Origin of the sequence: Lactococcus sp. dk101 (assembly GCF_009601055.1) — a bacterium.
GTDB lineage: Bacteria > Bacillota > Bacilli > Lactobacillales > Streptococcaceae > Lactococcus.
Genome location: NZ_WITI01000003.1, coordinates 87,285 through 102,304 on the forward strand (window position 1 = coordinate 87,285; position 15,020 = coordinate 102,304).

The 15,020-nt window shown below is 39.2% G+C and carries 13 protein-coding genes and 2 tRNA genes; 10 read left to right on the forward strand and 5 right to left on the reverse strand.

Translation table 11 applies throughout. The annotated features are described in order from the left end of the window. The first annotated feature begins 155 nt into the window (after nt 1-155). The 8 genes from GHI45_RS04040 to GHI45_RS04075 all read left to right on the forward strand — a co-directional run bounded on the left by GHI45_RS04040 (nt 156) and on the right by GHI45_RS04075 (nt 9,922). Entirely contained in the window at nt 156-1,502 is a 1,347-nt protein-coding gene (locus GHI45_RS04040; RefSeq protein ID WP_147779544.1) for an amino acid permease, read from the forward strand. Between the two features lie 75 nt (nt 1,503-1,577). After that, a complete protein-coding gene (locus GHI45_RS04045) occupies nt 1,578-2,198 on the forward strand; it encodes a 1-acyl-sn-glycerol-3-phosphate acyltransferase (RefSeq protein WP_147779545.1) in 621 nt (206 codons plus the stop codon). Nucleotides 2,199-2,433: 235 nt separating this feature from the next. Beyond that, complete coding sequence (gene secA / locus GHI45_RS04050) at nt 2,434-5,019, forward strand: preprotein translocase subunit SecA (RefSeq protein ID WP_147779546.1); 2,586 nt, start codon at nt 2,434-2,436, stop codon at nt 5,017-5,019. A gap of 162 nt (nt 5,020-5,181) precedes the next feature. Further along, nucleotides 5,182-6,225 carry a 3-deoxy-7-phosphoheptulonate synthase gene (locus tag GHI45_RS04055; RefSeq protein ID WP_147779547.1) on the forward strand — a complete coding sequence of 348 codons (1,044 nt, stop codon included), beginning with the start codon at nt 5,182-5,184 and terminating at the stop codon, nt 6,223-6,225. A gap of 2 nt (nt 6,226-6,227) precedes the next feature. Then, a complete protein-coding gene (locus GHI45_RS04060) occupies nt 6,228-7,256 on the forward strand; it encodes a 3-deoxy-7-phosphoheptulonate synthase (protein WP_147779548.1) in 1,029 nt (342 codons plus the stop codon). Nucleotides 7,257-7,530: 274 nt separating this feature from the next. Next, the gene (locus tag GHI45_RS04065; protein WP_147779549.1) at nt 7,531-7,797 is read left to right on the forward strand and encodes a phosphocarrier protein HPr; all 267 of its coding nucleotides are present in this window, start codon (nt 7,531-7,533) and stop codon (nt 7,795-7,797) included. Between the two features lies 1 nt (nt 7,798). Then, the gene (gene ptsP, locus GHI45_RS04070) at nt 7,799-9,529 is read left to right on the forward strand and encodes a phosphoenolpyruvate--protein phosphotransferase (protein WP_147779550.1); all 1,731 of its coding nucleotides are present in this window, start codon (nt 7,799-7,801) and stop codon (nt 9,527-9,529) included. 93 nt (nt 9,530-9,622) lie between these two features. Further along, nucleotides 9,623-9,922 (forward strand): hypothetical protein, encoded by a 300-nt coding sequence (locus GHI45_RS04075; RefSeq protein ID WP_147779551.1) that lies wholly within the window; start codon nt 9,623-9,625, stop codon nt 9,920-9,922. Between the two features lie 66 nt (nt 9,923-9,988). Here GHI45_RS04075 and GHI45_RS04080 read toward each other — a convergent pair whose 3' ends face one another. The 5 genes from GHI45_RS04080 to GHI45_RS04100 all read right to left on the reverse strand — a co-directional run bounded on the left by GHI45_RS04080 (nt 9,989) and on the right by GHI45_RS04100 (nt 11,924). After that, nucleotides 9,989-10,288, reverse strand: coding sequence for a YbaB/EbfC family nucleoid-associated protein (locus tag GHI45_RS04080; RefSeq protein WP_147779552.1), 300 nt, complete (start codon nt 10,286-10,288; stop codon nt 9,989-9,991). A gap of 77 nt (nt 10,289-10,365) precedes the next feature. Then, nucleotides 10,366-10,515, reverse strand: coding sequence for a hypothetical protein (locus GHI45_RS04085; protein WP_153497401.1), 150 nt, complete (start codon nt 10,513-10,515; stop codon nt 10,366-10,368). A gap of 116 nt (nt 10,516-10,631) precedes the next feature. Next, nucleotides 10,632-10,717, reverse strand: a tRNA-Leu gene (locus GHI45_RS04090). A 57-nt stretch (nt 10,718-10,774) separates the two neighbouring features. Further along, nucleotides 10,775-11,704, reverse strand: coding sequence for an alpha/beta hydrolase (locus GHI45_RS04095; protein ID WP_147779553.1), 930 nt, complete (start codon nt 11,702-11,704; stop codon nt 10,775-10,777). 133 nt (nt 11,705-11,837) lie between these two features. After that, nucleotides 11,838-11,924, reverse strand: a tRNA-Ser gene (locus tag GHI45_RS04100). A gap of 160 nt (nt 11,925-12,084) precedes the next feature. On the opposite strand from GHI45_RS04100, the gene GHI45_RS04105 reads away from it, so the two are divergent. Beyond that, the gene (locus GHI45_RS04105) at nt 12,085-13,275 is read left to right on the forward strand and encodes an argininosuccinate synthase (protein ID WP_147779554.1); all 1,191 of its coding nucleotides are present in this window, start codon (nt 12,085-12,087) and stop codon (nt 13,273-13,275) included. Between the two features lie 208 nt (nt 13,276-13,483). Next, nucleotides 13,484-14,863: an argininosuccinate lyase gene (gene argH / locus GHI45_RS04110; RefSeq protein WP_147779555.1), complete on the forward strand. Its 1,380-nt coding sequence runs from the start codon at nt 13,484-13,486 to the stop codon at nt 14,861-14,863. Nucleotides 14,864-15,020: the final 157 nt, after the last annotated feature.

A 15,020-nucleotide genomic window follows, 5' to 3' on the forward strand; every position in this document is an offset into this window, starting at 1 on the left:
AATGATTTTTCAGAAAGCTAGGTCAAATTAGACCTAGCTTTTATTTTCGAGTTTTTAATTTTATCTTCGACAAAACTAATCAACCTAGACTCCAAGCAGGGTTTTGTCATGTCTTAGACAAAGATAAGAAAACTAATAGAAATGAGGAATTTTAATTGGAAAATTCTGATAAAAAATTAAAGTCTGCCTTAAAAACCAGACACGTTGTCATGCTCTCACTTGGGGGAGCCATTGGCTCTGGACTCTTTTTGGGATCAGGTCAAGCCATTGCTGCTGCAGGACCTGCAGTCTTAATCTCTTATGTCTTAGCTGGTTTGATTTTGTTTGTCGTGATGTATGGCGTTGGCCGTATGGTCATGCATGAAGATGTTCATGGTTCAGGAATGTCAGGTATTATTAGACCTTTTGTCGGAGAGCGGATGGCTCACTTTACCGACTGGGTTTATTGGGCAACTTGGATGGCGGTATTGATTGCTGAAGAAGCAGGGGTAGCTACTTTCCTTGCCATGCTCATTCCGGGTGTTCCACTGTGGGTCTTTTCTTTGATTGTAGCGGTTCTTGGGACTGCCATCAATCTTTATTCTGTCAAGGCTTTTGCCGAAACGGAATACTGGCTCGCATTTATCAAAGTTGCAGTTATCATTATCTTGATTGCTCTTGGTTTGGTTCTTCTCGTCATGAATGACAGCCATCTTGGCTTTACAGCTTCAGAAGCACATCGTGCTTCAACAAGCGTGGCACCAAGTTTTGCACCGAATGGGCTGAAAGGAATTATACAGTCTCTCTTGATTGTTATTTTCTCATTTGGAGGGTCTGAACTCGTTGCTGTAACGGTTGCTGAAACGGAAAATCCTAAAGAAGCTCTTCCAAAAGCAATTCGTGGTGTGTTATTCCGTATTATTTCATTTTACGTGATACCAATTTTCCTCTTTTTGCAACTTTTGCCATGGACAGAAGTTTCTGATCCCAATGCAGCAAGTCCTTTTGCAACAATTTTCAATAAAATTGGTATTCCAAACGCAGATAAAATCGTTATAGTAATCATCATCATTGCCATCTTCTCAGCAGTCAACTCTGCTATTTATGCAACTTCTCGTTCATTGTATTCTCGAATGGAAGGTTCAAATGGTAAGATTGGAAAAAGTTTGAGCAAATTGAATAAAAATCAGGTTCCTGTACGTTCGATTTTGGTCAGCTCTGCCATTTTATTTGTCGGCGTAATATTATCAGCGATTTTTGGCTCTGGTTTCTGGAATTTTGTGGCAGGCTCAATCTCATACACAATCACGATTGTTTGGATTATGTTGCTGGTTGCAGCCTTGATGATGTACTTTAAGTTCAAGGAAACAGGAAATTTATTCCTTAAAATTATTACTTCACTTGTTTTAGTCATCTTAATTGCGGTTTTAATTTCTCAAATCATAACAAATCCGAAAAATCTTTTCATCTTTGCCTTTATTATTTGTCTGCTTTCTTTCTTTAGTTATCGCAAATCAAAATAAAAAAATAGCATGAAGTGTTTAACTTTGTGCTTTTTATATGCTATAATCATATCAGTTTAAAAAATAGGAGAAGCTATGTTTTACGCATTTTTACGCGGATTAGTTCAATTTTTGCTGTTTATTTTCAACGGCAATGCACATTATCACAATCTTGACCGTATTCCTAACCGCGAGGAAAATTATATTTTAGTTGCGCCACATCGCATGGCGCTTGAGCCTGTTTATTTTGCCTTTGCCACACGTCCAAAGCAATTTATTTTCATGGCCAAAAAGGAATTATTCAAAAATAGATTTGCAGCTTGGTGGATTAGACACTGTGGTGCTTTTCCTGTTGACCGTCATAAACCAGACCCAAAAGTTTTGAAATATGCCGTTAAGCAACTGAAAGAATCAGACAAGTCGTTGATTATGTTTCCTTCTGGAAGCCGTCATTCGTCAGAGCTTAAAGGTGGGGTCGCTGTAATTGGGAAAATGGCGAAAGTCCGTTTGGTTCCAGCAGTTTATCAAGGTCCAACAAATATGAAAGGCATTTTTAAACGCCAACGTGTTGATGTCAATTTTGGTGAACCAATTGACATTTCTGACATCAAAAAAGCGAATGCCGAAGGTATTGAAGAAATCAATCGCCGTATGGAAGAAGCCTTTGCAAAAATCGACAAAGAAATCAATCCAAACTATAATTATGAAGTAAAATAAAAGCTGTCAGCACTGACAGCTTTTTAATTGTCCAAAAATCATTGCTGGCTTAATTTATCAGTATTTTTATCGTCTAAAAAGTCTGTCAGTTCTGACAATTTAGCTAAATTAAAGAGAACAAATCATTAGGAAAGCATTTTCTAGATTGAAATATAGCTATGAAAATGCTAAAATAACAATAACTGTAAATGTGGGCTTTTGACTCAAAGCCACGCATGTTAACGAAAGAGAATATATGGCTAATAATTTTATTAAAAAAATTGTCGAAAATGACAAGAAAGAATTGCGTAAGCTTGATCGCATGGCGAAAAAAGTTGAAAGTTTTGCTGATGAAATGGAACATCTCTCGGACGAACAACTCAAAGCGAAAACGCCTGAATTGAAAGCACGTGTGCAAGCTGGTGAAAGCTTGGACGATTTACTATACGAAGCTTTTGCGGTTTGTCGTGAAGGCGCCCGTCGTGTCCTCGGACTTTATCCATTCCATGTGCAAATCATGGGGGGGATTGTTCTGCACAATGGTGACGTTCCCGAAATGCGTACCGGTGAAGGTAAAACCTTGACAGCCACAATGCCTGTTTACCTTAATGCACTGTCAGCTCAAGGGGCACACGTTGTTACAGTTAACGAATACTTGGCAACACGTGACATGACCGAAATGGGTGAACTTTATAACTGGCTTGGTTTGACTGTTGGTCTGAATTTGAATTCAAAATCACCAGAAGAAAAACGCGAAGCTTATAATTGCGACATCACATATTCGACATCTGCAGAACTCGGTTTTGACTATTTACGTGATAACATGGTAACACGTAAAGAAGACATGGTTCAACGTCCATTGAACTACGCATTGGTCGATGAAGTTGACTCGATTTTGGTCGATGAAGCGCGGACACCTTTGATTATTTCTGGTCAAGCTGAAAGTTCTTCTGCCCTTTATTATCGTGCAGACCAATTTACTAAAACATTGACAGGTCAAGACTTAAACATTGTTACCAGCGATTACGAAGAAGGCGACGATTATAAGATTGACTTGCAATCAAAGACCATTTCATTGACTGAAGAAGGAATCGACAAGGCCGAAAAATTCTTCCAAATCGAAAACCTTTATGACATGGAAAATGTTGCTTTGACTCACTTTGTGGACAATGCGCTCCGTGCCAACTATATCATGCTTCACGACATTGACTATATGGTTGATGAAAATCAAGAAGTTTTGATTATCGACCAATTTACAGGACGTACCATGCCAGGACGTCGTTATTCTGACGGACTTCACCAAGCAATCGAAGCAAAAGAAGCGGTGCCAATCCAAGACGAATCTAAAACAATGGCATCAATCACAATTCAAAACTACTTCCGTATGTACAAGAAACTGTCAGGGATGACAGGGACTGCCAAAACGGAAGAAGAAGAATTCCGTGAAATTTATAACATTCAAATCACACCAATTCCAACGAACCGTCCAATTCAACGTTTAGACCACCCAGATTTGCTTTATCCAACATTGGAAACAAAATTCAATGCTGTTCTTGAAGACATCAAACGTCGTCACGCCGAAGGACAGCCTTTGCTGATTGGTACAGTTGCCGTTGAAACATCAGAACTGATTTCTAAAAAATTGGTTGCGGCTAAAATTCCGCATGAAGTTTTGAATGCTAAAAACCACTATCGTGAAGCGCAAATCATCATGAATGCGGGCCAACAAGGTGCAGTTACGATTGCGACAAATATGGCTGGTCGTGGGACGGACATTAAGCTTGGTGCAGGCGTTATTGACCATCCAGATCCCGAATTCCGTGGACTCGCTGTAATCGGTACAGAACGCCACGAAAGTCGTCGTATTGATAACCAACTTCGTGGACGTGCCGGCCGTCAAGGTGACCCAGGTGTATCACAATTCTACCTTTCACTTGAAGATGAATTGATGAAACGTTTCGGTTCAGAACGTGTTTCAATGTTCCTTGATAAAATGCGTATTTCTGGCGATGACGCAGTCATCAAATCAGGTTTGATTACACGTCAAATCGAAAGCTCACAAAAACGTGTCGAAGGAAATAACTACGACAGTCGTAAACAAGTCTTGCAATACGATGATGTTATCCGCGAACAACGTGAAGTGATTTATAAACAACGTCACGATGTTATCGTTGCTGACAAAGATTTGACACCAGAACTGATGGGAATGTTCCAACGTACTGTTGAACGTCAAGTTGACGGTCATGTTTTGAATGATTTGAAGAAAGAAGAAACACTTCTAAACCTTCTTCAAACAGCTCAAAATACCATGTTGCCTGAAGAAAGTCTTAGTCTTGCAGATTTAACTGATAAATCAGCACAAGAAATTAAAACTTTACTTTTCGAAAAAATCAAAGCACAATACGCAGCTCAAATGGAACGCTTGGCAGATCCAGAACGTCAATTAGAATTCCAACGTGCCGTTATCTTGCGTGTGGTTGATAATAACTGGTCTGAACATATTGATGCGCTTGACCAAATGCGTCAATCTGTTGGACTTCGTGGTTATGCCCAAAATAATCCAATTGTTGAGTATCAAGAAGAAGCATACAACATGTTTAAAAACATGATTGGTGCCATTGAATTTGAAGTTACTCGTTTGATGATGAAAGCTCAAATCCACCCACAAACAGCTCAAACAGCTCAAGAAGGCCCTCGGTCAGCTGTGACAGCCTCAACGTCAAACATGACAAACAATGCGACTGGTGAAAATCCATTTGCAAACGTTGGCCGTAACGACTTGTGCCCATGTGGTTCAGGCAAGAAATTCAAGAATTGCCACGGACGCGCTCATATTGCATAAGAAAATAAAAGGATCACTGACAGCATTTGTTGTCAGTGATTTTTTCTTTTGTCAGCTCTGACAAAATTTTTGACAAGACTGACTTTAAGTTGTAAAATATTCTATAAAATTAAAAAAATATTGTATTCTTTGCATGGACAATATTCTGAGAAGAGGAAATGAATGGTATTCAAAGAATTAAGCCCTAAAATTGATATTGACGCAGTGAAAAAGCTTGGGCACTTGAGCGATGCGGAAAATCAGCTTAAACAAAAACGTGACCAAGAATTAGAAGCGATTATCAAAGGTGATGATGACCGCCTTTTGTTGATTATTGGGCCATGTTCGTCAGATAATGAAGAAGCTGTCTTGGAATATGCGCGTCGTCTCGCAGCATTGCAAGAAGAAGTTAAAGATAAAATCTTTATGGTCATGCGTGTTTATACAGCCAAGCCAAGAACCAACGGGGACGGCTATAAAGGGCTTATTCATGAACCAGATGCCGATGGTCGTGTTGATTTGATCAATGGTATCAAAATGGTGCGTGATTTGCATTATAAGGTCATCACACAAACAGGCTTGACGACCGCAGATGAAATGCTTTATCCAGAAAATCTCCCTTTGATTGATGACCTGGTGTCTTACATCGCGGTTGGTGCTCGTTCAGTTGAAGATCAACAGCACCGATTTGTTGCTTCAGGCTGTGATGCACCAGTTGGAATGAAAAATCCAACTTCAGGAAATTTGAAAGTCATGTTCAATGGCATTTATGCGGCTCAACAAGAGCAAGATTTCCTTTATCGTCGTGCAGAAGTTAAAACTTCAGGAAATCCATTGGCGCACGCCATTTTACGTGGTGGTTTAGATGAAAATGGGAAAAATCATCCCAATTATTATACAGATGATTTGCTAGATACTATTGCATTGTACGAAAAAATGAATTTGAAAAATCCATTTATTGTTATTGACACTAATCATGATAACTCAGGCAAGAAATTCATGGAACAAGTTCGGATTGTTCGTCAAACCTTAATCAATCGTGATTGGGACGAAAAAATCAGAAAATATGTTCGTGGCTTTATGATTGAGTCTTACCTTGAAGATGGCCGTCAAGACAAGCCAGAAACATTTGGTCAATCAATCACTGATCCTTGTTTAGGTTGGGATAAAACAGTGGATTTGATCCAAGAGATTTACAAAAATGAACAGAAAGTTCAAGGAAAATAAAGATGTCATTTAAAGAAATTAGCCCTAAAATTGATATTGATGCCATAAAAAAGCTTGGTCATCTCAATCAAGAACAGCTTGAACGAAAAGTAGCGCGTGATAAAGAGCTTGAGGCTATTATCAAAGGGGAAGACCAACGGCTTTTGTTGGTTATTGGCCCATGTTCGTCAGATAATGAAGCCGCTGTGCTTGATTATGCGCACCGTTTGGCAGCATTGCAAGAAAAAGTCAAAGAACGGATTTTCATTGTCATGCGTGTTTATACAGCCAAGCCAAGAACGAACGGCGATGGCTATAAGGGTATGTTACACGAACCAGATGAAGATGGTCACACAGACCTTATCAACGGCATCAAAATGGTACGTGACTTGCATTATAAAGTTATCACACAAACAGGTTTGACAACCGCAGATGAGATGTTGTACCCAGAAAATGTGCGTTTGGTTGATGATCTCGTTTCTTATCACGCCGTTGGCGCCCGTTCGGTTGAAGACCAACAGCACCGCTTTACAGCGTCTGGTATTGATGCGCCTGTGGGCATGAAAAATCCAACTTCAGGAAATCTGAAAGTTATGTTCAACAGTATTTATGCGGCTCAACAAAGTCAACATTTCTTGTTTGCGCGCGCAGAAGTTGAAACTACTGGAAACCCATTGGCTCACGCTGTTTTACGTGGTGGACTTGATGAAAATGGTAAAAATCATCCGAATTACTATACAGATAATTTGTTAGATACGATTGATTTGTATAAAAAAATGAATTTGAAAAATCCGTTCATTATGATTGATACCAATCATGATAATTCAGGTAAAAAATTCATGGAACAAATCCGGATTGTCCGCCAGACCCTCATCAATCGTGAATGGAACGATGAAGTGAAAAAATACGTGCGTGGCTTCATGATTGAGTCTTATCTTGAAGATGGCCGACAAGACAAACCTGAAGTCTATGGCAAATCAATTACTGACCCTTGTTTAGGTTGGGATAAAACGGTCCAGTTGCTTCAAGAGATTTATGATGCTTTGGAATAAAATTAAGGAAAGACCTCAAGGTCTTTTTTTGTATTTTATAAAATTATAGTAGGCGATTTTGAAAACACTTTAATTTTTTTGAAATTTTTTTTAACATAAGCTTAAGGTGCATGAAATAAGGCTTTGTCACAAATTAAAAGCTTGTTTTTTTTCGCCCAAATAAACAGAAAACATTGCAAACTAATTCACTTTATGGTACAATTTGTAAAGTGATAGGTATATATCTGATATAAGATACTATCAGTAAATGAAAAACACAAGGAGAACCATTAAAATGGCATCTAAAGAATTCCACATCGTTGCAGAAACTGGTATTCATGCACGTCCTGCTACATTGCTCGTACAAACAGCTTCAAAATTCACTTCAGAAATCGCTTTGGAATACAAAGGTAAATCTGTAAACCTTAAATCAATCATGGGTGTTATGTCACTCGGTGTTGGTCAAGGCGCTGACGTTACTATTTCAGCTGAAGGTGCAGACGCAGATGACGCTATTGCAACTATTGCTGATACAATGACAAAAGAAGGACTTGCTGAATAAGATGACAACTATGCTAAAAGGTATCGCTGCATCATCTGGTGTAGCAGTAGCAAAGGCATACTTGCTTGTTCAACCAGATTTATCTTTCGAGACAAAATCTGTTGAAGATTCAGAATCTGAGAAAGCTCGCCTAGATGCAGCATTGACTGCCTCAATTGACGAGCTTTCTTTGATTAAGAGTAAAGCAGTAGCTAGCCTTGGAGAAGAAGCAGCATCAGTATTTGATGCACATATGATGGTTCTTTCAGACCCAGAAATGACAGGTCAAATTAAGACTGTCATTGCTGACAAGAAAGTAAATGCAGAAGCAGCCCTCAAAGAAGTGACTGACATGTTCATCGCTATCTTTGAAGGAATGGACGACAACAAATACATGCAAGAACGTGCAGCCGACATCAAAGACGTTACTAAACGTGTGATGGCTAACCTTCTTGGTGTTAAATTGCCTAGTCCAGCTTTGATTAACGAAGAAGTTATCATTGTTGCCGAAGACTTGACACCATCAGAAACAGCACAACTTGACAAGAAGTTTGTTAAAGCCTTTGTTACAAACATTGGTGGGAAAACATCTCACTCTGCTATCATGGCAAACACACTTGAAATCCCTGCTGTTCTTGGAACTAAAAATATTACTGAACTCGTTTCAGACGGCCAAATGCTTGCTGCAAATGGTTTGACTGGTGACGTAATCGTTGACCCAACTGACGAACAAGCAGCTGAATTTGTAGCTGCTGGTGAAGCATACGCTGCTAAAAAAGCAGAATGGGCTGCGCTTAAAGACGCTGAAACTGTCACTGCTGACGGAAAACATTTCGAATTGGCAGCAAACATCGGTGCTCCTAAAGACGTTGAAGGTGTTAATGACAATGGTGCAGAAGCTGTCGGACTTTACCGTACAGAATTCTTGTACATGGAATCAGATCACTTCCCAACGGAAGAAGAACAATACGCAGCTTATAAAGCTGTTCTTGAAGGCATGAATGGTAAACCAGTTGTTGTTCGTACAATGGACATCGGTGGAGACAAGACATTGCCTTACTTCGACCTTCCTGAAGAAATGAACCCATTCCTTGGATGGCGTGCACTTCGTATCAGTTTGACTGCTGGTAAAGGTGAAGAAATGTTCCGTACACAATTACGTGCGCTTTTGCGTGCCTCTGTACACGGTCGTCTTCGCATCATGTTCCCAATGGTTGCACTCGTTACTGAATTCCGTGCTGCTAAAGCGATCTATGAAGAAGAAAAAGCTAAACTCATCGCCGAAGGCGTTGCAGTTGCAGAAGGTATCGAAGTTGGTATCATGATTGAAATCCCTGCAGCCGCAGTTTTGGCAGACCAATTTGCCAAAGAAGTTGATTTCTTCTCAATCGGTACAAACGACCTTATCCAATACTCTATGGCTTCAGACCGTATGAATGAACGCGTATCATACCTCTACCAACCATACAACCCATCACTTTTGCGTTTGATTAACCACGTTGTTAAATCAGCACACGCCGAAGGTAAATGGGCTGGTATGTGTGGAGCAATGGCGGGTGACCAAAAAGCTGTTCCACTTCTTATGGGTATCGGACTTGACGAATTCTCAATGTCAGCAACTTCAGTTCTTGAAACACGCTCATTGATGAAACGTTTGGATTCTAAACACATGGAAGAACTTGCTAACAAAGCACTCACAGAAGCTGCTACAATGGAAGAAGTTCTCGCCCTCGTTGACGAATACACTAAATAAAAATATAGAAAAACTGCTTACACAAAATTGCGTATCGCAGTTTTTTTCTGTCTTTTAAAAAAAAGAGTATAATGAAATCGAAAAGAGGGCGCAATGAAAAAATTAAGTTTACTACAACTATGGATTGGGCTAGAGTTGCTAATAGCACTCGTCCTGCTCCTCGTTTTGCCTCAGCAGATTCATTTGAATTTTTGGTGGCTGATGACCAACCAAAATAAAACAGGTGCCAGCTGGAATATTTTTGCCTTACCTGTGCTTCTAATTATCGTTCAAATCCTTCAAAATGCTGTGGATAAGTATGATTTGCGGCTGTCAGGGTTGATGAAACTTTTGACTTTGCTTGCGATTTTATCCACAAGTTTTCTCCTTTTACAAGTTCCTTTTGTCCAATAAACTTATCCACTGTGGAAAAATAAAAAGCACATCGAAAGATGTGCTTTGTTGATAAGTCTTAGAAAATTAGAAAGGAAGTCCTTTTGTGAATTTACCCATCTTGTCTTCAGTCATTTTTTCGATTTGACCAAGTGCATCGTTGACAGCAGCGATGGTCATTTCTTGCAATGTTTCTGGATCTTCAGGGTCAATCACGTCAGCGCTAAAGTTGATTTTGCGCATTTTTTTGTCTCCTGTAAATTCAACTGTAACAAGATCTTGAGCTGATTTACCAGAGAAAACAGTTGCATCGATTTCTTCTTTAGATGCTGCCATTTGTTTTTGGAGTTTTTGCGCTTGACGCATCATATTTTGCATGTTCATCATGATGAAATATACCTCTTTATTTTAGTATTCGCTTTATATTTTATCATATTTTCTTCGTCAGTGCTGACAGAATTACATTATTTCTTTGGATTGTCTTTTTTATTTAGTTCATTTAAGGCATGGATTTCTCCAGCCGTTTTTTCTTCATGGCTTATATGACGACTTGCGCCACGATTGAGCAAGAACATGAGAACTAATAAGATTAAAACTATTATCAATAGTAACACAAATAACCTCCGCTTTTTAATCTATACCTATTTTCTCATTTTTATCTTATATTTCAAAATGATTTGATGGCGTGGAAAAACAAAAAAATGCTGAACAATCAGCATTTTTTAAATAGTGCGGTGGAAGGGACTTGAACCCTTACAGCCTAAAGCGGCCACAGGATCCTTAATCCTGCGCGTCTGCCAATTCCGCCACCACCGCAAAGCAGTACTTATATATCATACCACTTCTGAGTATCATTTGCAAGTTTTAGCTGCTTTATTGGACGGGATTATATTTGTCCATAAAGGCACTGACAGTGTTTCGGTAAAGTGTTGGGTCAGTTTCAAAAGAACGGGCGTGTTGGGCTCCCTTGACCACCAGTAGTTCTTTTGGTGTACCAGATTTGACTGCGTCATAATTTTCATAAACCATTTTTGTTGGCACATAAGTGTCTTTACTTCCGTGAATCAACAAAATAGGAAGTTTATCTTTTTTGAGGGCATCCGTTGATTTCGCATCTTGGAAATACCAGCCTTGTCTTATTTTATTTTCTAATGAAACACCATAAACGAGCGGAAATGCGGGGATATTATACGAGGCTTGTGCTTGATAAGTAATTTCTTCCCAGACACCACTGTATCCACAGTCCTCAATGATATTTTTTACTGAAGAAGGCAGATTACTTTGATCACTTGCCATCATTACTGTTGCTGCACCCATCGATAATCCAAAGAGAGTGATATTGCTGCTTGGTTCTTCTTTAGTTAAGAGATTTGCCCAAGCAATGACGTCTTCCTTGTCATAATAGCCATAACTGATGAATTTGCCACCAGAAGCGCCAGCACCGCGATTGTCAGGCATAAGCACATTGTAGCCAAGCTGATGAAACAATTCGCCATATTGTCGCATGTTGCTTTTGTCTTGGCGGAAGCCATGAACAACAATCACTGTTTTATTTGTCGCCACTTTAGCTGGGACATACCAGGCATCCAGTTTAATGCCATCGGTTGTAATCGTACGTTTTGTTTTGGTCAATTTATCAAAGTCAAGAACGAGCGGATAATTCTTGCTTGTTTTAGCCACTTGACTGACAGGTTTGTCATTTCTGATGGCGGCCACATTATAGAAATAAAGCGTTGCACCAGTGTCAATAACAACGAGTAAAAGAAAGATTCCAATAATCCATTTGATTAACTTATTTTTCATGTCTTCATTATACTCCAAAATCTAAAAAATGTGCTAGTTTTACACAGCAAATAAAAAACAAAAAAATAAAACCTCCAACAAGAGTGTTGGAGGAAAAAGGAGGACATTCAAAATAATTCGATAAAATACTTCAAGGAGTCAAGGGGATTTGAACCCCTGCACCGCTTATCACGGTTCGACGGATTTCGAGTCCGTTGCATTACCACTCTGCCATGGCTCCAATGCTTTGTAAATATATTATAGCACAGTTCAAAAAAATTGGTTAATATTATAGATGACATGAATTTATATTAAAATGATGAATAAATATTAAATATTTGACTTTATTATAATTATGCATTACAATGCATATATATAGAAAAAACAAAGGAATAAATCAAATGGAAAACAAAAAAGTTGTCTTAGCATACTCTGGCGGATTGGATACGAGCGTTGCGATTAAATGGTTGGCAGATAAGGGCTTTGATGTCGTTGCGGCATGCATGGACGTTGGAGAAGGAAAAGACTTGAATTTTATTCATGACAAGGCTTTGCAAGTTGGCGCAAGTCAATCCATTGTTTTGGATTGTAAAAAAGAATTTTCAGAAATTTTTGTCGGGGCGGCACTCAAAGGTAATTTGATGTATGAAAATAAATACCCTTTGGTTTCAGCTTTATCTCGTCCATTGATTGCTAAAAAACTGGTTGAGGTGGCTAAAGAAACAGGCGCGTCTGCGATTGCACATGGTTGCACAGGAAAAGGAAATGACCAAGTCCGCTTTGAAGTCGCTATTCATGCGCTCGCACCGGAGCTTGAAGTGATTGCACCCGTCCGCGAATGGCACTGGGCACGTGAAGAAGAAATCAATTATGCTGTAGAAAACAATATTCCAATTCCAGCTAACTTGGATAATCCATACTCAATCGACATGAACCTTTGGGGACGTGCCATTGAAGCAGGTGTGCTTGAAAATCCATGGAATACCTGTCCAGAAGATGCCTTCTTTATGACCCAATCTGTTGAAGCTGCACCAGATGAAGCCGAATTTATCGAAATCGAATTTGAAAATGGACTTCCAGTTGCCTTAGATGGCAAAAAAATGCCATTGGATCAGTTGATCAAGCAAGCGAATATTCTTGCAGGTAAACATGGCGTTGGTCGAATTGACCACATTGAAAATCGATTAGTAGGAATTAAGTCACGCGAATTCTATGAATGCCCAGGTGCGATAACTTTACTTAAAGCACATAAAGACTTGGAAGATTTGACTTTTGTTCGCGAATTGGCACATTTCAAGCCAGTGATTGAAAATGAATTATCAAATTTGATTTACAATGGGCTTTGGTTCAATCCAGCGACACAAGCATTAATTGCCTATCTTGACGAAACTCAAAAAGTAGTCAACGGCATTGTCAAGGTAAAACTATACAAAGGAAATGCAACACCAGTTGGCCGTAAATCATCAAACTCTTTATACGATGAAAAATTGGCAACTTACACCGTAGCAGATGAATTCGATCAAGCAGCAGCTGTCGGATTTATCAAGCTTTGGGGTCTTCCAACGCAAGTCAATGCACAAGTCAATAAATAAGAAACTTCAATTAAGGTAAACAGTGAGTTGCTATTGAAAAATGAGAAGGGCTAAGAATTCTGTGATTTTAGTCATTCTATAAAATGAGCTGTGCGTCAGCTCTAACCAACTAAAACAAATTTAGTTGATTCGGTATAATAATGGATGAGCGAGGTCAGAGAGCCCCGCTACCGTTTTTTTTAGACAATTTAATCATAACGAGGTAAAAATGGTAGAAAAACTTTGGGGCGGTCGTTTTGAACAAGCCCTTGATAAACAAACTGAAGAATTTGGTGCCTCTATAAAATTTGAACAAAGATTGGCTCCGTTTGATTTGCAAGGCTCACTTGCCCATGTTAAAATGCTTGGGCAAACGGGAATTGTCAGTAAAGATGAAGCTGAAAAAATTGCAAGTGGCTTGAAAGTGGTAGAAGAAAAACTGGTTGATGGTGCAATCGAATTTAAGATGGAAAATGAAGATATTCATATGAACATGGAGTCTTATTTACACGAAGCGATTGGACCTGTTGCTGGGAAATTGCACACTGCACGTTCTCGAAATGATCAAGTTGCAACGGATATGCACTTATATCTCAAGTCAGTCTTGAATGACGTTCTGTCAGAGCTGACAGCACTTCGTCAGACACTTGTAAACTTAGCTGTCAACCAAGTTGACACGATTATGCCAGGTTATACGCATTTGCAGCATGCACAACCCATCAGTTTTGGACAACACTTGATGGCATATTATCAAATGTTTACAAGGGATTATGAACGTTTTGAGTTCAATGTCAAGCATACGGATATGAACCCATTAGGCAGCGCAGCGCTTGCAGGAACAACTTTTCCGATTGACAGAAAGTTGACAACAAGTTTACTCGGCTTTGCAAAACCATACGCTAATAGCATGGACGCAGTTTCTGATCGTGATTTTATCTTGGAATTTCTTTCAAATGGAAGTCTCTTGATGATGCACTTGTCTCGTTTTTGTGAAGAAATACTCTTGTGGTGCTCAAATGAATTTAAGTTTGTCAGCTTGTCAGACGCCTATTCAACCGGATCGTCTATCATGCCACAAAAGAAAAATCCAGATATGGCAGAACTTATTCGCGGAAAAACAGGACGCGTTTACGGGAATCTGTTTGGACTTCTGACGGTCATGAAAGGTTTACCATTGGCTTACAATAAAGATTTACAGGAAGATAAAGAAGGCATGTTTGACACAGCGGATACGATTTTGACCGCTTTGTCAGTGATGACAGGAATGTTGTCAACCATGACTGTCAACGCAGAAATCATGGAAAAATCAACGCAAGAAGACTTTTCAAACGCGACAGAGTTGGCAGATTATTTGGCGAGCAAAGGGCTTCCATTCCGTCAGGCTCATGAAATTGTCGGCAAATTAGTGCTTGATTGTACGAAAAAAGGCATATATTTGCAGGACGTCAGTTTGGCTGAGTACAAAGCCTTGTCAGAGCTGATAGAAGCGGATATTTATGATGATTTACAATCCAAAACAGCAGTCGCAAGACGAACGTCTTTAGGCGGCACTGGATTTGAGTCAGTCAAGTCTCAAATTCAAGCAGCGCAAGCAGATCTTGATAAATAAACATCGTGTGAGTGGACTTTTGTCTGCTCATTTTATTTTTTAGCGGGTCGAATTGACAATTTACTAACTTCTGTAGTGGATTTGTTATCAAAAATAGATTGAAAAATAGTCCAAATAGTTTTATACTTAAGGTATTATTCAAAAATTAAAATTTGTT

What these genes read in the sequence shown, in the direction of transcription:
- argH (WP_147779555.1), top strand. Translation starts at nt 13,484, where the DNA reads ATGGTAGAAAAACTTTGGGGCGGTCGTTTTGAACAAGCCCTTGATAAA.
- GHI45_RS04105 (WP_147779554.1), top strand. Translation starts at nt 12,085, where the DNA reads ATGGAAAACAAAAAAGTTGTCTTAGCATACTCTGGCGGATTGGATACG.
- GHI45_RS04055 (WP_147779547.1), top strand. Translation starts at nt 5,182, where the DNA reads ATGGTATTCAAAGAATTAAGCCCTAAAATTGATATTGACGCAGTGAAA.
- GHI45_RS04060 (WP_147779548.1), top strand. Translation starts at nt 6,228, where the DNA reads ATGTCATTTAAAGAAATTAGCCCTAAAATTGATATTGATGCCATAAAA.
- secA (WP_147779546.1), top strand. Translation starts at nt 2,434, where the DNA reads ATGGCTAATAATTTTATTAAAAAAATTGTCGAAAATGACAAGAAAGAA.
- GHI45_RS04075 (WP_147779551.1), top strand. Translation starts at nt 9,623, where the DNA reads ATGAAAAAATTAAGTTTACTACAACTATGGATTGGGCTAGAGTTGCTA.
- GHI45_RS04080 (WP_147779552.1), bottom strand. Translation starts at nt 10,288, where the DNA reads ATGATGAACATGCAAAATATGATGCGTCAAGCGCAAAAACTCCAAAAA.
- GHI45_RS04095 (WP_147779553.1), bottom strand. Translation starts at nt 11,704, where the DNA reads ATGAAAAATAAGTTAATCAAATGGATTATTGGAATCTTTCTTTTACTC.
- GHI45_RS04045 (WP_147779545.1), top strand. Translation starts at nt 1,578, where the DNA reads ATGTTTTACGCATTTTTACGCGGATTAGTTCAATTTTTGCTGTTTATT.
- ptsP (WP_147779550.1), top strand. Translation starts at nt 7,799, where the DNA reads ATGACAACTATGCTAAAAGGTATCGCTGCATCATCTGGTGTAGCAGTA.
- GHI45_RS04065 (WP_147779549.1), top strand. Translation starts at nt 7,531, where the DNA reads ATGGCATCTAAAGAATTCCACATCGTTGCAGAAACTGGTATTCATGCA.